Origin of the sequence: Streptomyces sannanensis, assembly GCF_039536205.1 — a bacterium.
Lineage (GTDB): Bacteria > Actinomycetota > Actinomycetes > Streptomycetales > Streptomycetaceae > Streptomyces > Streptomyces sannanensis.
Genome location: NZ_BAAAYL010000001.1, coordinates 4,477,147 through 4,495,772, shown reverse-complemented (window position 1 = coordinate 4,495,772; position 18,626 = coordinate 4,477,147). Strand labels below are relative to the sequence as shown.

General features: G+C 72.0%; 11 protein-coding genes and 2 pseudogenes. 4 read left to right on the top strand and 9 right to left on the bottom strand.

The features are described from left to right. Positions 1-35 precede the first annotated feature (35 nt). Entirely contained in the window at positions 36-1,436 is a 1,401-nt protein-coding gene (locus ABD858_RS21315) for a dipeptidase (protein WP_345039992.1), read from the bottom strand. 10 nt (positions 1,437-1,446) lie between these two features. Beyond that, positions 1,447-5,166, bottom strand: a complete 3,720-nt coding sequence (locus tag ABD858_RS21310) for a UvrD-helicase domain-containing protein (protein ID WP_345039990.1) — start codon at positions 5,164-5,166, stop codon at positions 1,447-1,449. 117 nt (positions 5,167-5,283) lie between these two features. Between ABD858_RS21310 and ABD858_RS21305 the strand changes: the two genes are divergently transcribed. Both ABD858_RS21305 and ABD858_RS21300 read left to right on the top strand, forming a co-directional pair. Continuing rightward, entirely contained in the window at positions 5,284-5,562 is a 279-nt protein-coding gene (locus ABD858_RS21305) for a type II toxin-antitoxin system Phd/YefM family antitoxin (protein ID WP_345039987.1), read from the top strand. Next, positions 5,559-5,966, top strand: a complete 408-nt coding sequence (locus ABD858_RS21300; RefSeq protein WP_345039984.1) for a type II toxin-antitoxin system VapC family toxin — start codon at positions 5,559-5,561, stop codon at positions 5,964-5,966. The genes ABD858_RS21305 and ABD858_RS21300 overlap by 4 nt, the downstream gene beginning before the upstream one ends. Here the strand turns inward: ABD858_RS21300 and ABD858_RS36860 are convergent. The 4 genes and pseudogenes from ABD858_RS36860 to ABD858_RS21285 form a co-directional block, all read right to left on the bottom strand. Continuing rightward, a pseudogene (locus tag ABD858_RS36860) lies at positions 5,956-6,138 on the bottom strand (hypothetical protein); the annotation flags it as partial. The gene ABD858_RS21300 and the pseudogene ABD858_RS36860 sit on opposite strands and share 11 nt — an antisense overlap. A gap of 26 nt (positions 6,139-6,164) precedes the next feature. Next, positions 6,165-6,953: a hypothetical protein gene (locus ABD858_RS21295; RefSeq protein ID WP_345039981.1), complete on the bottom strand. Its 789-nt coding sequence runs from the start codon at positions 6,951-6,953 to the stop codon at positions 6,165-6,167. 93 nt (positions 6,954-7,046) lie between these two features. Continuing rightward, entirely contained in the window at positions 7,047-10,493 is a 3,447-nt protein-coding gene (locus tag ABD858_RS21290) for an ATP-dependent helicase (protein WP_345039979.1), read from the bottom strand. A 104-nt stretch (positions 10,494-10,597) separates the two neighbouring features. Beyond that, positions 10,598-10,975 (bottom strand): MGMT family protein, encoded by a 378-nt coding sequence (locus ABD858_RS21285; RefSeq protein ID WP_425586234.1) that lies wholly within the window; start codon positions 10,973-10,975, stop codon positions 10,598-10,600. Positions 10,976-11,187: 212 nt separating this feature from the next. On the opposite strand from ABD858_RS21285, the pseudogene ABD858_RS21280 reads away from it, so the two are divergent. Together ABD858_RS21280 and ABD858_RS21275 are read left to right on the top strand one after the other, a co-directional pair. After that, positions 11,188-13,755, top strand: a pseudogene (locus tag ABD858_RS21280) (lysylphosphatidylglycerol synthase transmembrane domain-containing protein); the annotation flags it as partial. Between the two features lie 230 nt (positions 13,756-13,985). After that, positions 13,986-15,545 carry an alpha/beta hydrolase gene (locus tag ABD858_RS21275; protein ID WP_345039972.1) on the top strand — a complete coding sequence of 520 codons (1,560 nt, stop codon included), beginning with the start codon at positions 13,986-13,988 and terminating at the stop codon, positions 15,543-15,545. A 101-nt stretch (positions 15,546-15,646) separates the two neighbouring features. Here ABD858_RS21275 and moeZ read toward each other — a convergent pair whose 3' ends face one another. The 3 genes from moeZ to ABD858_RS21260 form a co-directional block, all read right to left on the bottom strand. Further along, a complete protein-coding gene (moeZ, locus tag ABD858_RS21270) occupies positions 15,647-16,825 on the bottom strand; it encodes an adenylyltransferase/sulfurtransferase MoeZ (RefSeq protein WP_345039969.1) in 1,179 nt (392 codons plus the stop codon). 65 nt (positions 16,826-16,890) lie between these two features. Beyond that, a complete protein-coding gene (locus ABD858_RS21265; RefSeq protein WP_345039968.1) occupies positions 16,891-17,646 on the bottom strand; it encodes a spherulation-specific family 4 protein in 756 nt (251 codons plus the stop codon). Then, on the bottom strand, positions 17,634-18,602 hold the full coding sequence (locus ABD858_RS21260; RefSeq protein WP_345039966.1) for an NAD-dependent epimerase/dehydratase family protein: 969 nt from the start codon (positions 18,600-18,602) through the stop codon (positions 17,634-17,636). Before ABD858_RS21260 ends, ABD858_RS21265 begins: the two co-directional genes overlap by 13 nt. Positions 18,603-18,626: the final 24 nt, after the last annotated feature.

The following is an 18,626-nucleotide window of genomic DNA, read 5'->3' as shown; positions in this document are numbered from 1 at the left end:
CCGGGGGTGGATCGGTTGTCTGTTCAGCGATGCGTTCAGCGGTGCGCGGCGACTGCCGCCAGGTCGCCCCACAGGTGGGCGGAGGTCTCGACGCCCTTGAGGAGCAGATCGAGCTCGACCTTCTCGTTCGGGGCGTGCCATCCGTCGGACGGTACGGAGATGCCCAGGAAGAGCACGGGTGCGCCCAGTACGTCCTGGAGGTCGGCGGCCGGTCCCGAGCCACCCTCACGGGTGAAGCGGATCTTCTGCCCGAAGGCGCGTCCCATCGCCCGTACGACGGACTGCAGGGCCGGATGGTCCAGCGGCGTCAGGCAGGGCCGGGTCGAGGCGCTGAAGACGGTCTCGTGCCGGATGCCGGCCGGGACGCGGGCCGCGACCCACTCCCCGACCAACTGCTCGACACGGTCCGGGTCCTGGCCCGCGACCAGCCGGAAGCTGAGCTTGACCATGGCGCTCGACGGGATGATCGTCTTGCCGCCGGGGCCCTGGTAGCCGCCGCCGATGCCGTTGACCTCGGCGGTCGGCCGGGCCCAGAGGCGTTCCAGGGTGGTGTGGCCGGCCTCGCCCAGGGTGCCGTGCGATTTGGCCGTGCGCAGCCACTGCTCCTCGTCGAAGGGCAGTTCGGCGAAGAGCTCGCGTTCCTCGTCGGTGAGCGGCGCGATGCCGTCGTAGAAGCCGGGAACGGTGATCCGCTCGTTGTCGTCGTGCAGCGCGGCGACCAGCCGGGCGGCGACGGTCGCCGGGTTGGGCACGGCGCCGCCGAACGAGCCGGAGTGGATGTCCTGGTCCGGGCCGTACAACGTGATCTCGCACTCGGCGAGGCCGCGCATGCCGGTGCACACCGTCGGGGTGTCCTCGGCCCACATGCCGGTGTCGGAGACGATCACCGTGTCGGCGGCGAGGCGGGCCGCGTTGGCCTCGACCAGGTCACGGAAGTGCGGGGAGCCGGACTCCTCCTCGCCCTCGATCAGGAGCTTGAGGTTGACGGCGGGGGTGGTGCGGCCGGTCGCGGCGAGGTGGGCGCGTACCCCCAGGGTGTGGAAGAACACCTGGCCCTTGTCGTCGGCGGCGCCGCGGGCGTACATGCGGCCGTCCTTCAGGACCGGCTCGAAGGGGTCCGTGTGCCAGCCGTCCTCGCGGGCGGCGGGCTGCACGTCGTGGTGGCCGTAGACCAGGACCGTGGGCGCGTCCGGGTCGCCGGACGGCCACTCCGCGAAGACCGCCGGGGCGCCCGGAGTGGGCCACACCTCGGCGGTCGGGAAACCGGTCTCCTCGAGCTTCGCCGCGAGCCAGTCGGCGCTGCGCCGTACATCGTCCGCGTGCTCCGGCTGCGCCGATACGGACGGGATGCGCAGCCACTCGGCGAGGTCGTCGAGGAAGGCGGCGCGGTGGGTCTGGATGTACGTGCGGACGACACTGTCCGGGGTCTCGCTCATGCTCTTGAGCCTATCCGGCCGGTGCGGGTGGCTCGGAACCCGTTCCGCTCCTCGGCTCGCCCAGCAGGATCCGTTCCAGCTCCGCGCGGCCCGGGAGGTGGGCCGGACGCACGATCTCGCCGGTCCGTACGTACAGGAACGCGGCATCCACCCGCTCGGGTGCGATGCCGATGCGTTCCGCCCAGCCGATCCGGTAGACGGCGAGCTGGAGGGGGTCGGCGGATCCTTCGTGGCCGGTCTTCCAGTCGACGATCTCGTAGCCGGTCTCCGTGCGGTACACGGCGTCGATACGACCTCGGATCACCCGGCCCGCGAGCGTGAGCTGGAACGGCTCCTCGATGCGGTACGGGGTGCGGCGGGCGTACGGGGTGCGCTCGAACGCCTCCTTGAGCGCGGCGAGATCGCGCTCGTCGGCGATCTCCGGCTCGTTCTCGTCCCACTCGTCCGCACCCGGGAGCTCGTCCGGGCCGAGCAGGAGAGGCAGCGGCAGCTCCTCGAAGCGGGCCTCCACCCAGGCGTGGAACCGGGTGCCACGGCGGGCCGCCGGCTGTGGCGGCCGTGGCATGGGGCGGGCCAGCTCCTGCGCGAAGCCCTCCGGGTCGGCGGCGAGGCGCAGTAGCTGCGAGGCGGTGAGGGAGGGCGGTACGACGACGTCCCGGGTCGTCGCCCGGGCCCTCGTCAGCTCTTCGGCGAGGGCGTCCAGGTCCCGGTCCCAGGAGGCGACGGTGCGCGCCTCCTCGGGCGTGAGGCGAGTGTGCGCGTGCCGCTGCGCGGGGACGGTGGGGTGCGCTTGCTCACGCGGGCGGGCGGTGTCCGGCTCCGCGAGGGGGCGGGCGCCGCGGTGGTCCGGTGAGCGGTCCGCCGGTGCGGAGTCCGCCGGTGTGGGGTCCGCCGGTGCAGAGTCCGCCGGTGCGGAGTCCGCCGGTGTCGTGGTCCAGGTGTCCCAGTCGCTCAGGTCCGGCTCGTCCTCGGGCCGGTCGGGGTCGCCGTGGAAGTCCGGTGCCTCGTCCTCGAACGCCGGACGAGCATGGTCGTGGCACTCACCGCCGGGTCGGCCGGAGTGTCCGTCCTCAATCGCCGGACGGGCTGGAACCTGACGCCCTCCGTCCAGGCAACCCGAGTCCTCGGGCGCCGGAGCGGCTGCGGCTTCACGCCCTCCGTCCAGGCGACCCGAGTGCGCCGGGCCGGCTGCGAGGGCGTCCAGGTGGGCCAGGACCTTGTCCGCCGCCGCGCGGCGGCGGGACAGGGCCGTCTGATCCAGCGGCAGGGGCCAGGCGTGGTCCTGGGCGGATTCGTTCAGGGCCGGGTTCTCCTCGCCCTCCTCAGGGGCGTCCGCCCAGGCCTCGATCTCGCCGTGACCCGCCGCGCAGTGCTCGTACAGGGCGTGGAGGAAGTCGGAGGGGCCTCGGGGCTTCTTCTGTTCCGGGCCCCACCAGTGGCCGGAGCCGAGCAGCAGGGAGCGCGGGCGGGTGAAGGTGACATAGCCGAGGCGGAGCTCCTCGGTGTGCTGGTGGTCCTTCATGTCTTCCTTGAAGGACTTCAGGCCCTTGGCATCCCAGGACGGGATGTCGGGCAGCGTCGCCGCATCGCCGCGCAGGGCGTGCGGCAGGACCTTGGCCTGGGAGGTCCAGGCCTCGCGGGCCCTGGTGCTCGGGAAGTGGCCGTCGACCAGACCCGGGACGGCGACGACGTCCCACTCCAGGCCCTTGGACTTGTGGGCGGTGAGGACCTTCACGGTGTTCTCGCCGCCGGGCAGGGCGTTGTCCAGGCCCTTCTCGTACTGCGCTGCCGTGCGCAGGAAGCCGAGGAAGGCGAGCAGGGTCGCTTCGCCGTCGAGGGCGGCGAAGCCCGCCGCGACGTCCAGGAAGTTGGCCAGGGTCTCCCGGCGGCGGGCGGCCAGGGCGTGCGGCGAGGCGGACAGCTCGACCTCCAGGCCGGTGACGGCCAGGACCCGGTGCAGTACGTCCATCAGCGGGTCGGCGAGGGAGCGCCGCAGCTCGCGCAGCTCGGCGGCGAACCGGGCGAAGCGGATGCGGGCCTCCGCCGAGAAGGGCAGGGCGTCCGTGTCGTCGGCAGCCCTGAAAGTGTCGAGCGCGTCGGCGAGCGATATCACCTCGGCCGGGTCGACGCCCTCGACGGCGTCCGCGAGGCGCTGGTCCGGGTCGTCCGTGCTGCCGCGCTCGCGTGCCACGAGCAGCCGGGCCCGGCGCCCGAGCAGTGCCAGGTCGCGGGGGCCGATACGCCAGCGTGGGCCGGTGAGGAGCCGTACGAGGGAGGCATTGGCGCCCGGGTCCTGGAGGACCTCGCACATGGCGACCAGGTCGGCGATCTCGGGCAGGTGGAGCAGCCCGGAGAGGCCGACGACCTCGACGGGCACATCGCGGGCCACCAGCGCGCCCTGGATCTCGGCGAAGTCCGCGGCCGTGCGGCACAGGACGGCCACCTCGCCGGGTGCCGTACCCGTACGCACCAGGTGGGCGACCGAGTCGGCGAGCCATTCGATCTCCTCCGCGTGCGTACGGAGCAGGGCGCAGCGCACCACTCCGTCGCGCTCGGCGCCGGGTGCGGGGCGCAGTGCCTCGACGCCCTCGTGCATGGCGCGCAGCGGTGCGGCCAGGCCGTTGGCGAGGTCCAGGAGGCGTCCGCCGCTGCGGCGGTTCTCACTGAGCGCGAAGCGGGTGGCGGGGCTGCCGTCGGCGTATGAGAAGTGTTCGGGGAAGTCGTCAAGGTTGGCAACGGACGCGCCGCGCCAGCCGTAGATGGCCTGACAGGGGTCGCCGACCGCGGTGACGGCATGACCGGTGCGGTTGCCGAAGAGGCCGGAGAGGAGCAGGCGCTGGGCGACGGAGGTGTCCTGGTACTCGTCGAGCAGGACGACCCGGAACTCGTCGCGCAGGATCCGGCCGGCCTCGGGGCGGGTGAGCGCCAGTTCGGCGGAGAGCGCGATCTGGTCGCCGAAGTCGAGCAGGTCGCGGGCGCGCTTGGCCCGGCGGTAGCGCTCCACGAGATCGAGCAGTTCCCGGCGGGCGGCGGCGGCTTCGGGGACTTTGCGCAGGTCGGCGTTGGTAAGGCGGGCGGCGGCAAGGGTGTCCAGCAGACCGGAGTCGTAGGCGCGCAGGTCCTCGGGGCGTACCAGGTGCTCGGCGAGTTCGGCGTCCAGCGCGAGGACGTCGCTGACCAGCGAGGAGAAGGACCTGGTGAGAGCCGGGTACGGTCCGGGCGCCGCGCGCAGCACGCGCGCCGCGAGCTGGTACCGGGTGGCGTCGGCGAGCAGCCGGGTGGTGGGCTCGATGCCGATGCGCAGGCCGTGGTCGGTGAGCAGCTGCCCGGCGAAGGCGTGGTACGTGGAGATGCGGGGCTCGCCCGGCGAACAGTCGGGGTCGGCGCGCAGCGCCGTCGTCGAGGGGTGGTGGCCGGGCGACGGGTGGGCGGGGTCGATGGTCTCGGGGTCGGTGACCCCGGCCCTTACCAGCGCGGTACGGACGCGCTCGGCGAGCTCCCCGGCCGCCTTGTTCGTGAACGTCAGCCCGAGGACCTGCTCCGGCGCGACCTGTCCGGTGCCTACCAGCCACACCACGCGCGCGGCCATCACCGTCGTCTTCCCGGACCCGGCTCCGGCCACGATGACCTGCGGGGCGGGCGGCGCGGTAATGCAGGCCGTCTGCTCCGGGGTGAACGGAATCCCGAGGAGCTCCTTGAGTTGCTCGGGATCGGTGATGCGGGCGGACACCCCAAAGAGGTTAATGGGAGTCGCTGACAGCGGAGGCCGGTCGACCGCGTGCGACCGGTCACTCGTTCGAGCGAAGGACCGCTACCGACGTAGAACACCGCGTTCTACGCTGTGAGCATGGACCGCATCCCTGTACGCGAGCTCAATCAGAACACCAGCGCCGTGCTCGCCCGGGTGCAGCGCGGCGAGTCCTTGGAGGTGACCGTGAGCGGAACAGCCGTGGCCCGGCTCGTACCCATCACCAGCACCCAGTCCCTGCTCGACCGCCTCGTCGCCGAGGGTCGGGCCGTCGCACCGACCGTGAGCGGCCCGGTCGTGCTGCCGCCCGTGCTGGGCGACCCCGCAATCGATTCGGCGGCGGAGCTCTCCGCAATGCGTGACGAGGAGCGCTGGTGATCTATCTCGACTCGGCGGCCGTCGTGAAGATGGTCCGTCGGGAGCACGCCGGCGCCGAACTGGCCGTCTGGATCAATGAGCGGCCGGACGAAGCGCTGGTCTCCTCCGCGCTCGTCGAGGTGGAAGTGCCGCGCGCCCTTCGGCGGTCCGCCCCCCAGGCTCTGGCAGGCGTGCCCGGTGCGCTGACCAGGCTGTACCGCCTGGAGATCGATCAGGCCGTACGTTCCACGGCCGCCGCCTATCAGGACCCGCACCTGCGCTCACTCGACGCGATTCACCTGGCGACCGCGCAACTGCTGGCCGGGCAGCCCGGCGCAGAGCCACTCACATTCGTCACATACGACCAGCGACTGCTCAAGGCCGCCGAGGGAGTCGGACTCGCTGTCGCGGCGCCCGGCGCCTGACAACCGTTGTCTTCCCGGACCCGGACCCGGCTCCGGCCACCGACCTGCGGGGCGGCGCGGCGATACAGGCCGTCTGCTCCGGGGTGAACGGAATCCCGAGGAGCTCCTTGAGCTGCTCGGGATCGGTGATGCAGGATGACACCTCGAAGAGGTTGACGGGGACCGCCGACAATCAACGGCCCCCGCTGCGCGTGGGTGTCAGCCCAGCTTCGTCGGGTCCATCACCTGGTCGGCCGGCGGGGCCGTGACGGTGATCGGCTTGTTGAAGTCGCTGAAGGACGCCTCGCCCGGATCCTTGCCGCCCTCGACGGTGACCTTCAGAAGGTACGGCTCGCCCTCGGTGGCCACGTGGAGGGTGGTGGTCTCGTCGCCGTCCTTCTTGGTCAGCGTCACCGCGGACTGGCCGTTGACCTCGGTATTCTGCCCCTTGGTCAGGCCGGTCTTGGCCTGGTCGGCCTCCTCGAACAGGGTGTCCGTGTCACAGATCGCGCCCAGGTCGTCCTCCGCCGAGTTGTCCTCGGCGGGGACCTTGAGCCAGCGGCCCTTGAGGAGCTCGACCATGGCGGCGGTCTCCTCCGGGGAGGAACCGTCCTCCTTGCCCGTCTGCTCCCAGAACTTGCTGTCGCCCTTGATGTACACGGCCTTGTCGACCGAGACGAGGTCGGCCGTGGCGCCCGCGTCGGTCAGCTTGCCCTGGCAGTCGCCCTGCTTGCTGACGGAGACGTCGAACTGCAGCTCCTTCTTGTCCGACCTGGCGATGCCCATCGCCTTGAGCGAGTCGGCGGCCTTCGTCGTGTCCAGCGCCTTGTCGGCTATCTGGTCCGCGGTCATGCCCGCGAACGGGTCCGCCGGTGCCTTGGACTCCTGCGACGCGCTCGGCTTCTTGTCGTCCGCCGCGTCCTTGCCCTTGTCACTGCTGCAGCCGGTCAGGCCGGCCAGCGCGGTCGCGCAGACAGTCGCCGCGACCAGGAACTTACGGTTCGTCACCGTGTGTCTCTCCTTGAACTTGCTTACACCGCACTTACGCGACCGCGGAGGCAAGCAAAAGGATGTATCTGAGAAGCGTGATTCCGGCCACACTCACTCCACGACGTGCCGGCCCTCCGGCCGCGCGCTGCACGACGCGTGGAAGGAGCAGGTGGCGCAGTGGCCTCCCGTGGACGGGGTGAAACGTTCGTCCAGGACCCGGCCGGCCGCCGTGGCGAGCAGGTCGCCGACCCATTCGCCGGACAGGGGTTCCTGCGCCTGGACCTTGGGGAGGGCGTCGCCGCCGTCCTTCTTCGCGGCCGCCTGGCGCAGATGGACCAGTTCCGCGCCGCCCGGCTCCGGGCGGCGGCCGTCGAAGACCTCGTCCACCGCGCCCTCGCGGACCGCCAGCTGGTAGACGGCCAGCTGCGGGTGACCGGCCACTTCCTCCCTGGTGGGGGCCGCCTTGCCGGTCTTGAAGTCCACGACGTAGGCCCGGCCGTGCGCGTCCTGCTCGACGCGGTCCATGGAGCCGCGGATGCGCACCTCGTACGAGCCCGCCTCCAGCGTCACGTCGAAGGCGTGCTCGGTGGCGGCCGGGGTGCGGCCCGCGCGGTCCAGGACGTGCCAGCGCAGGAGGCGTTCCAGGGCGGCGCGGGCGTTCTCCTTCTCCTGCCGCGACTTCCAGGGCGCGTCGAAGGCGAGCGCGTCCCACACCGAGTCCAGGCGCTCCATGAGGACCGCGAGATCGGCCGGGGTACGGCCCGAGGCGACCTCGTCGGCCAGTACGTGCACGACGTTGCCGAAGCCCTGCGCGGCGGTCGCCGGCGCGTCCGCCTTCACCTCGCGGCCCAGGAACCACTGCAACGCGCAGGCATTGGCGAGCTGGTCCAGCGCGCTGCCGGACAGCGCGACCGGCTCGTCCCGGTCCCGGAGCGGGGCGGCACTGCGGGTCGGCTCGTACAGACCCCACCAGCGGTACGGGTGCGCGGCCGGTACGAGCGGCCGGCCCTCGTCGTCCGCGAGCGCCGCGAGCCGCGCCAGGCGGCGCGCCGCCGCGTCGCGCAGCGCCTCGGACGCCTCGGGGTCGACCGTCGTCGCGCGCAGTTCGGCGACGAGCGCGGCGGTCGAGAGCGGGCGTCGCGGGCGGCCCGTGACGTCCTTCGGCTCGACGCCCAGCTCCGTGAGGAAGCGGGAGGGCTGGTCACCGTCGTCCGCCGGTGCCTTCACGGCGGTGACGACCAGGCGGTCGCGGGCGCGCGTCGCGGCGACGTAGAAGAGGCGGCGCTCCTCGCCGAGCAGCGCGCCCGGGCTGAGCGGCTCGGCGAGTCCGTCGCGGCCGATACGGTCCGCCTCGAGGAGCGAGCCCCGGCGCCGCAGGTCCGGCCAGAGACCCTCCTGGACGCCCGCGACGACGACCAGACGCCATTCGAGGCCCTTGGAGCGGTGCGCCGTCATGAGACGTACGGCGTCCTGTCGTACGACCCGTTTGCTGAGCGTGTCCGCGGCGATGTCCTGGGCGTCCAGCTCCTCGAGGAAGTTCAGCGCGCCTCGGCCGCCGACGCGCTCCTCGGCGCGGGCGGCGGTGTCGAAGAGCGCGCACACGGCGTCGAGGTCGCGGTCGGCGTTGCGGCCGGCCGCGCCGCTCCGGAGCGCCGCACGCTCCAGTCGCGCGGGCCAGGGCGTGCCGTCCCAGAGCTGCCACAGGGCCTCCTCGGCGGTGCCGCCCCCTTCGAGGAGCTCGCGCGCCTTGCGCAGGACCATGCCCAGGTGCTGCGCGCCCCGGGCGTACGCCGGGTCGTGCGCGACCAGCCGCTCGGGTTCCGCGAGGGCACGGGCGAGCAGCTCGTCCGAGGGCGGGGGCAGGCGAGTCCCCGCGGCCCGCTCCTCGTCCCGGAGTGCCCGCCCGAGCCGGCGCAGGTCGGCGGCGTCCATGCCGCCGAGGGGCGAGGCGAGAAGGGAGAGGGCGGTCTCGGTGTCGAGCCAGGGGGCGGCCTCGACGGGGTCCGGCTCGTCGGCCGGGTCCGGGGTGGCCGCGGGAGCAGGGGGTTTCCCCTCTTCCCGAAACTGCGGGGCAAGCCCCCCGGCCTCCCCGGTGCCGGCTTCGCGGCGCGACATCGGCTCCGGGCCGGCGTCGGGACCAGGCCCGGCCGCAGCCGGACCGGCATGGCCGGGTGCCGCGGGGGTGGGCTCCGCCGGGCGGGTCGCGGCCGTGGCGACCGCCCGGAGGGCGGTGAGCAGCGGGGCCACCGCCGGCTCGTGGCGGAGGGGGAGGTCGTCGCCCGCGACGTCGACCGGGACACCGGCCGAGGTGAGGGCGCGGCGGACGGAGGGGATCGTACGGCCGCCGGCGCGGACCAGGACGGCCATCTCGTTCCAGGGCACGCCGTCTTCCAGATGGGCGCGGCGGAGGACGTCCGCGATGTTGTCGAGCTCGGTGCCGGGGGTCGGGTAGGTGTGGACCTCGACCCTGCCGCCGGGCCGGACCGCGGCGAGGTCCCGGTGGGCGCGGACCTTTTCCGCGGGGAGGCGGGTGAGGGGCATGCGCTGGGTGAGCAGCCGGGTGGCGGCCAGCAGCCCCGCTCCGGAACGGCGTGAGGTGGTGAGCACCTCGACGGGGGCCGGGCGGCCGTCCGGCCGGTGGAAGCGGTCCGGGAAGTCGAGGATGCCGTTCACGTCGGCACCGCGGAAGGCGTAGATCGACTGGTCCGGGTCGCCGAAGGCGACCAGGGTGCCGCCGCGGCCCGCCAGGGCCTGGAGGAGGCGGACCTGGGCCGGGTCGGTGTCCTGGTACTCGTCGACGAAGACCGCGTCGTACGCGAAGGGGACGCGCTCGGCGAGCGGGACCGCGCGGTGGACGAGTTCGGCGTAGTCGAGGACGCCCTGCATGTCGAGGACGTCGAGGTACTCGGCGAGGAAGGAGGCCGCCGCGGCCCAGTCGGGGCGGCCGGTGCGGGCCGCGAAGGCGCCGAGCGCGTCGGGGGCGAGGCCCAGTTCCCGGCTGCGGGCGAGCACGGCACGCACCTCGTCCGCGAAGCCGCGGGTGGTCAGACAGGCACGCAGTTCGTCGGGCCACTCGATACGGGCCAGGCCCTCGCGTTCCAGTTCGATCTGGCCGGCGAGGAGATCACGGACGGCGACGTCCTGTTCGGGGCCGGAGAGGAGCCGGAGGGGTTCGCTGAACAGCTCGCCGTCCTGGTGAGCGCGGACCAGCGCGTAACAGAAGGAGTGGAAGGTGGTGGCCTGGGGACCGTGCGGGCCCCCCAGCCGTATGGCCATACGGTCGCGCAGCTCCACCGCCGCCTTGCGGCTGAAGGTGAGCACGAGCATCCGCTCGGGGGGCGTACCCCGGGCGACCTGCGCCGCGACGGCCTCCACCAGGGTGGTCGTCTTGCCGGTGCCGGGTCCGGCGAGGACGAGCAGTGGCCCTCCGGTGTGGTCAACCACGGCGCGCTGGTGTGCGTCCAGGACAGGGGGATCCACGGTCTCCGGCGGAGTGCGCACCAGTCGGTACGGGCCGGGGGTCCGGCGCCGTACCGACTGGATGGAGAAGGAGCTCACGTGGATCGCTGGTCCTGGTGGTCGTGCTGATGGTGATGCGAGGGTCGCGCGCTGACGACCGTACGCGTTCCGTTGCGTCCGGCGGCAGCGGATGGCGGAAGCTTTCAGGTATGAGCACCGTCATCCGCGCCTGCGCCGTCCCATCGCGCCCGCTTCATGTCGAGGCGCGGCAGGTGGCCCTCGGCCGCTCGCGAGGCCTCCTTCAGCGGGGTGCTCTCGGCGCGGTAGTGCTCCAGGGCCCGCAGCTCGTGTCCGGGCAGCAGCGTCCCGTCGGCCCGCACCACACGCCACCACGGCACGGCACCGCCGTACAACGCCATGGCCCGGCCCACCTGGCGCGGGCCTCCCTCCCCCAGCCATTCGGCGACGTCGCCGTACGTCATCACCCGGCCCGGGGGAATCAGTTCCGCGACCTCCAGCACCCGTTCCGCGTACTCGGGAAGGTCCTGCGGCTCATCGCTCTTCCGGCTCATCCGGTCCATCCTGCCGCACACCACCGACAATGCCGCGCATCCTTGGAATCCACCCTGATGCCCCCGTTCACGTGCTCGACATGCAACCATCATCCGGGCGGTGACTGGTGATACGAGAGCACGAAGACCGTACAGAGACGACGAAGGAGCAGCGCGTGCCCTCACGCGAGGCGGGGTCCGGGCCCGGCCCGGAATTTGTCGACGGAGACGGCGGCGACCGACTCTCCGGCGACGAGCCGCTGCTGCCCGCTCGCGTCCACCGGCCCTCCGACCTGGTGCGGATGGCCACCGGCCTCTTGGCGATAGCCATCGTGCTGGCCATCGCCGCGTTCGCGCACGGCACCACGTCCGGCCTGGAACAGGACATCACCAAGGGGACCGGACAGGCCCCGGACGTACTGATCAGGCTCGCGGGTCTGGCCTCCAGCATCGCGGTGCTGATCCTGCCGGTCGCCTTCGCGATCGAGCGGCTGATCAAACGCGACGGGCTGCGGATCGCCGACGGCGTCCTGGCCGCCGTGCTCGCACACGGAGTGGCACTCGCCACAGATCTGTGGGTCGCCAAGGCCGCGCCCGGATCGATCAGGGACGCGCTGACCCAGCCCACCGGGACCGGCGGGCTCACCGACCCCGTGCACGGCTACCTCGCCCCCGTCATCGCCTATATGACGGCCGTCGGCATGGCCCGCAGACCTCGCTGGCGGGTGGCGCTGTGGGCGGTGCTGATCCTGAACTCCTTCGCCGTCCTCGTCGGCGGTCTCACCACGCCCTTCTCGATCGCCCTGACCGTGCTGATCGGCTGGACCGTCGCCTACGGCACGCTCTACGCGGTCGGTTTCCCGAACGTACGCCCCACCGGCCAGACCCTCCTCGCCGGACTGCGGCACGTCGGCTTCCGCCCGGTGAGCGCGCTGCGCGCCGAGGACATCCCCGACTCGCACGACACCGGCGACCGGGGCCGCCGATATCTGGTCACCCTGGAGGACGGGCCGCCGCTCGACGTCACCGTCGTGGACCGCGAGCAGCAGGCGCAGGGCTTCTTCTACCGGGTGTGGCGTCGGCTGACGCTGCGCGGCGTCAGCACCCGCAGCTCGCTGCAGTCGCTGCGCCAGGCGCTGGAGCAGGAGGCGCTGCTCGCGTACGCCGCGATCGCCGCGGGTGCCAACGCCCCGAAACTGATCGCCACCTCCGAGCTCGGTCCTGACGCGGTCATGCTCGTCTACGAGCACGTGGGCGGCCGGCCCCTGGACTCGCTGCCCGACGGCGAGATCACCGACGAGCTGCTGCACAGCGCCTGGCTCCAGGTGAAATCGCTCCAGTCGCGGCGCATCGCGCACCGCAGGCTCGTCGGGGACGCGATTCTGGTGGATCGTTCCGGCAATGTGATCCTCACCGACATGCGGGGCGGCGAGATCGCCGCCGGCGATGTGGTGCTGCGCATGGACGTCGCGCAGATGCTGGTCACACTCGGCCTGCGGGTCGGTGCCAAGCGCGCGGTCACCTCCGCGGTCGAGGTGCTCGGCCCGGACGCGGTGGCCGGCAGTCTGCCGCTGCTCCAGCCGATCGCGCTGAGTCGTTCCACCCGGGCGACGCTGCGGAGGCTCGCCCGCGAGCAGGCCCAGCGGCAGCGCGAGGCGGTCATCGAGGCCGCGGCCGCCGAACGGGAGGCGAGGGCCGCAGCATCGGCGGGTGAGGCCGCGGAGAGCGGCCGCAAGGCCGCACGGGCCGAGAAGCAGGCCGAGAAGAAGGCCATCGACGAGGCACTCGAGGAAGCCCGAGAGGAGGATCTGCTCACCCAGATCCGCCACCAGGTGCTGCTCATCCGGCCCCAGGCGCCGGTCGCGCCCGTGCAGCTGGAACGGATCAAACCGCGCACCGTGGTGACCTTCGTGGCCGGCGCGTTCGCCGCGTACTTCCTGCTGTCGACGCTCACGCACGTCAAGTTCGGCGAGCTCATCGCGAACGCGCAGTGGGGGTGGGTGGCGGCCGCCCTGCTGTTCTCGGCACTGAGCTACCCGGCCGCGGCAATGAGCCTGCTGGGATTCGTACCGGAGAGGGTGCCGTTCCTGCGCACGGTCATGGCGCAGGTGGCCGGTTCCTTCGTGAAGCTGGTCGCGCCCGCTGCGGTCGGCGGTGTGGCGCTCAACACCCGCTTCCTCCAGCGGGCCGGGGTGCGGCCGGGGCTCGCTGTGGCGAGTGTCGGCGCCTCCCAGCTGTTCGGGCTCGCCGCGCACATCACGCTGCTACTGGTCTTCGGCTATCTGACCGGCACCGAACGCACACCGGAGCTGACACCGTCCCGCACGGTGATCGCCGGACTGCTGACGGCGGCGGTGCTGGTGCTGGTGGTGACCGCGGTCCCGATCCTGCGCAAGTTCGTGGTCACCCGGGTGCGGTCGCTGTTCGCGGGCGTCGTTCCGCGGATGCTCGACGTACTGCAGCGGCCGCAGAAGCTGATCACCGGCATCGGCGGGATGCTGCTGCTGACCGGCACGTTCGTGATGTGCCTGGACGCGTCGATCCGTGCGTTCGGCGGGGGCGAGAACACGCTCAGTTACGCCAGCGTCGCGGTCGTCTTCCTCACCGCGAACGCGCTGGGGTCCGCGGCGCCCACGCCCGGCGGTGTCGGCGCGGTCGAGGTGGCGCTCACCACGGCGCTGACCATCGCCGGCCTGAGCAGCGGTATCGCGACCTCGGCGGTGCTGCTGTACCGGCTGCTGACGTTCTGGCTGCCGGTGCTGCCGGGTTGGCTGTGCTTCAACCACCTCACGCGCAAGGGCGCGCTGTAGTCCGGCGCGCTGTAGTCCGGCGCGCCGCGTCTTGACGCGCTCAGTGCAGCTGGGGGTGCCCCCCAGGACGGGCCGGGGTGGCTCCCAGTCGGGCTGAGGGCTCGACCAGCCGTTGGCTGCGTCGTGCCGGCGGGAGGCTCTGTCCGGACGGGCCGGATGTGTTCCCACGGTGGCTTCTTTTGGCTCACTCGCGCGGGCGTATTCGGGCGGTGCGGCGCACGATTGGAGGCATGCAGACATCGCCCGCCGGGCGTGTCCTGGTTCTGACCGCCGTCGCCGTACTGCTGCCGTTCGCCGCGTGCTCGGGCAACGGCGGCGGGACGACCGCGAAGGAGAGCACCAGGAACTTCGCCGCCCAGCAGCTGAACTGGGAAAAGTGCCCACCTCCGTCCCCGGCCGCGGGCGGCGGCAGCGCGCCCGCGCCGCTGCCCGGGGGTACCGAGTGGCAGTGCGCCACCATGGAGGTTCCGCGTGACTACGCGAAGCCGAACGGCGAGACGATCGAACTCGCCCTCATCCGGGCACCGGCCCGGGACCAGAGCCGGCGGATCGGCTCGCTGCTGTTCAACTTCGGCGGACCCGGCGGGTCCGGCACCTCGACGCTGCCGGCCGCCGTGAAGGACTACGAGAGTCTCCGGTCCCGTTACGACCTGGTGAGCTTCGACCCGCGCGGGGTCGGCGACAGCGACGATGTGCAGTGCGAGAGCAACAAGCAGCTCGACGCGTACTACGCGCAGAACGCCATCCCGGACACCCCCCGCGAGGAGAAGACGTACACCGACAATCTGAAGGACTACGCTGCCGCCTGCAAGAAGAACTCCGACGGGCTGCTGCCGTACGTCGGCACGGCCAATGCCGCCCGCGACATGGACCTGATGCGCCAGGTCCTCGGCGACGCCAAACTGCACTACTTCGGCATCTCGTACGGCACGGAACTCGGCGGCGTCTACGCCCATCTCTTCCCCGACAAGGTCGGCCGGGCCGTTCTCGACGGAGCCGTCGACCCCACCGAGGACGCCGAGCAGAGCGCTCTGGGCCAGACCCGGGGCTTCCAGCTGGCCATGGACAACTTCGCCCAGGACTGTGTGAACCGCGGCGACCTGTGCCTGCTTCGGGGCAGTACGCGCCAGGAGGTCGAGGCGGGCATCGCCGCCCTGCTGAAGAAGCTCGACCGGAAGCCGGTCCCGGGCATCGGCGACCGGCAGCTGACCGCCACCCAGGCCATCAACGGCATCGCCCAGGCGCTGTACTCCAAGGAGTTCTGGCCGCTGCTGGAGCAGGGCATCGACGAGGCGGAGGGCGGCAACGGAGCGCTGCTGCTCGCCCTCTCCGACGCACTGAACGGCCGCAGCGAGAACGGCATGTACAACAATCTCCAGGCCGCCAACGCCGCGATCAACTGTGTGGACTCCAAGCAGCGCTACAGCCTGCAGCAGACCAAGGCGGCGCTCCCCCGGTTCCGTGAGGCATCACCGATATTCGGCGACTACCTCGGCTGGGCCTTGATGACCTGCACCCACTGGCCGGTGCCCGGCCAGTGGACCACGCCGGACGTGAGCGCGCCGGGCGCGCCGCCCATCGTGGTCGTGGGCACCACCGGCGACCCGGCGACGCCGTACGGGGGCGCCCTGAAGCTGGCCGAGGAGCTGGGCAAGGGCGTCGGCAGGGTGGTGACCTACGAGGGCGAAGGGCACGCCGCGTACAACAGCGGCAACAAGTGCGTGAAGACCGCCGTGGACGCGTACCTGCTGAACGGGAAGGTCCCGGCCGAGGGAACGACCTGCAAGTGACGGCCCGCGCACGGCGAAGGGGCCGGCCCCACGCGGCGTAGCCGCATATCGATACTGCCGGGCCGGCCCCTTGCGTGCGTACGGTCCAGTAGACCGGCTTCCTAGTAGACCGGCTTCGACGGCTCGATCTGATTGACCCAGCCGATGACGCCGCCGCCGACGTGCACCGCGTCCGCGAAGCCTGCGGACTTCAGGACGGCGAGGACCTCCGCACTGCGGACACCCGTCTTGCAGTGCAGGACGATCTTCTTGTCCTGCGGCAGGTCCTGCAGGGCGGTGCCCATCAGGAACTCGTTCTTCGGGATCAGCCGCGCGCCGGGGATCGAGACGATCTCGAACTCGTTCGGCTCACGGACATCGATGATGTCGATGTTCTCGCCGTCGTCGATCCACTCCTTGAGCTGCTTGGGAGTAATCGTTGAACCCGCAGCGGCCGCTTGCGCCTCCTCGGAGACGACGCCGCAGAAGGCCTCGTAGTCGATGAGCTCGGTGACCGTGGGGTTCTCGCCGCAGACCGCGCAGTTCGGGTCCTTGCGGACCTTGACCTGGCGGTACTGCATCTCCAGGGCGTCGTAGATCATCAGCCGGCCGACCAGCGGCTCACCGATGCCGGCGAGCAGCTTGATGGCCTCGTTGACCTGGATGGAGCCGATGGACGCGCACAGCACGCCCAGCACGCCGCCCTCGGCGCAGGACGGGACCATGCCCGGCGGCGGGGGCTCCGGGTAGAGGCAGCGGTAGCAGGGGCCGTGCTCGGACCAGAAGACGGAGGCCTGGCCGTCGAAGCGGTAGATCGAGCCCCATACGTACGGCTTGTTCAGCAGCACACACGCGTCGTTGACCAGGTAACGGGTCGCGAAGTTGTCCGTGCCGTCGACGATCAGGTCGTACTGGCTGAAAATGTCCATCACATTGTCGGCCTCGAGCCGCTCCTCGTGAAGGACCACGTTCACATACGGGTTGATGCCCTTGACGCTGTCACGGGCGGACTCGGCCTTGGAACGGCCGATGTCGGACTGGCTGTGGATGATCTGGCGCTGCAGGTTCGACTCGTCGACTTCGTCGAACTCCACGATGCCGAGCGTGCCGACGCCCGCCGCGGCCAGGTACATCAGCGCGGGAGAACCCAGGCCGCCCGCGCCCACGCAGAGCACCTTGGCGTTCTTCAGCCGCTTCTGCCCGTCCATCCCCACATCAGGGATGATCAGGTGGCGGGAGTACCTGCGGACCTCGTCTACGGTGAGCTCAGCAGCCGGCTCGACCAGGGGTGGCAGCGACACGGGGACTCCGTTGGTCGGTCAAACAGTACGGGTGTGCTTCCCGTGCAACACTGCCACGCCACTCCTCATTCCGAGACACCCGGTCCGACCCGCGAGACGATTTCGTCCCAGTAACCGGGCAATGTCTCGAAGGGGTTGCTCTGTCCGTCCCGGTCCGTACGGTCGGTGAACCACACCGTGCCCGCGCCCTGCCAGCGCGCGATGCGCAGCGCCTCGTCGAGACGGTTGCGCGGGACGCCGTGGACGAAGTGGCAGAACCGCTCCGGCGGGTGCTCGACGGTCCACTCCGCCACCTGCGACCAGCGGTAGTCCCGCCACGGCCCGGAGAAGGTCACCAGCTGATCGGCGGTCCCGGCGTATCCCGGGTGGGGATGGGTGCCATGGCCCAGGACCAGATGCCCGGCGCCGGCCGTGAGCTGCCTCAGGGCGTCCGTGATCCGCCGGATCCCCGGCAACCCGTCCCGGTCCGTGGGACAGCGGTCCAGCAGAAAGCCGCCGGTCCGGTACCAGTCGGCGAAGCGGCGCGCGTCGGCGATCAGCTCGCCGGGGGCGCGCTCCCCGTACGCCATGTCGAGATGGCCCAGGATCCGGACGCCCGCGGTGCCGAGCCGCGCTGCCGCCGCCAGGCAGTAAGGGTCGGGGCGGTCGCCGGGGCCGTTCGCCACATCGAGCACCGCCCAGTGCACGGGCGCCCCGGGGCGGAGAATCTCCGCCCACTCGACGGGGGCGAGCATCGGATGCGCGTAGCCGGGGACTCCGAAGCCCGGCACCGCGGAGGCGGGGGACGTGGGCGATGCCTGGGATGCCTTCAGATACGGCACGCCGCCTCCATCCAGATGTCGGCGAGGGACTCCTCGAGGTTTATCCGGGGACGCCAGCCGAGCCGGTCGCGTGCGGTGCGTACATCCGCCTGCTGCCAGCTGCCGCAGCCGTCCGGATAGGGGTACGGAGCAGTGAGGTGCTCCATCACCGCATCGGTGCGCTGGGTGCCGATGGCCGGTACGCCGCCGTGACGCGTCCCCGGAGTGTCCAGCTCGTGCAGCACCCCGCCGAAACCGGCGACCCGCGCCAGCACCGCCGCCGCGTCCCGCAGCCGCACCGCGCGTCCGCTGCCGATGTTGACGACGCCCTGCGCGGCCGAGAGCGAGGCCGCGTGCACGGCCCGCGCCACATCCCGTACATCGACGAAGTCGCGCTGCACGCCGAGGCCGCCGAGCTTGAGCTCGTTGTCGCCGGCCTGCATCGCACGGCGCATGGCCTCCGCGAGCCGCCCCAGCGGGGCGCCCGCCGGGGTGCCCGGACCGACCGGCGAGAAGACCCGCAGCACGACGGCGTCCAGGCCCGAGCCGAGGACCAGCTCGGTCGCGGCCAGCTTGCTCACTCCGTACGGGCCGCCGGGACGCGGAACGGCGTCCTCGGCGGTGGACGAGCCGGGCTGACTCGGGCCGTACTCGGAGGCACAGCCCAGCTGGACCAGCCGCGCGCCGCAGCCGCTGCGGCGGAGCGCCTCGCAGACGGTGGCGACGGCGACGGTGTTGTGCCGGATCAGGTCACGGGCGCCGCCGCGGGTGGCGCCCGCGCAGTTGATGACGACCCCCGGGTGCACGGCGTCCAGGAACCGGGTCAGGGCGCCCGGGCTGCCGCTGGCGAGGTCGAAGCGCACATCCGCGTCGTCGCCGCGGCCCAGCGCGGTGAGCTGCACCGCCGGATCGGCGAGCAGCCGGTCGGCGACGAAGCGGCCGAGGTATCCGTTGGCACCGATCAGCAGCACTCTCATCGTGCGGCCCTCCTGTGCCGACGT

What these genes read in the sequence shown, in the direction of transcription:
- ABD858_RS21315 (WP_345039992.1), bottom strand. Translation starts at nt 1,436, where the DNA reads ATGAGCGAGACCCCGGACAGTGTCGTCCGCACGTACATCCAGACCCAC.
- ABD858_RS21305 (WP_345039987.1), top strand. Translation starts at nt 5,284, where the DNA reads ATGGACCGCATCCCTGTACGCGAGCTCAATCAGAACACCAGCGCCGTG.
- ABD858_RS21285 (WP_425586234.1), bottom strand. Translation starts at nt 10,975, where the DNA reads ATGGACCGGATGAGCCGGAAGAGCGATGAGCCGCAGGACCTTCCCGAG.
- ABD858_RS21275 (WP_345039972.1), top strand. Translation starts at nt 13,986, where the DNA reads ATGCAGACATCGCCCGCCGGGCGTGTCCTGGTTCTGACCGCCGTCGCC.
- ABD858_RS21260 (WP_345039966.1), bottom strand. Translation starts at nt 18,602, where the DNA reads ATGAGAGTGCTGCTGATCGGTGCCAACGGATACCTCGGCCGCTTCGTC.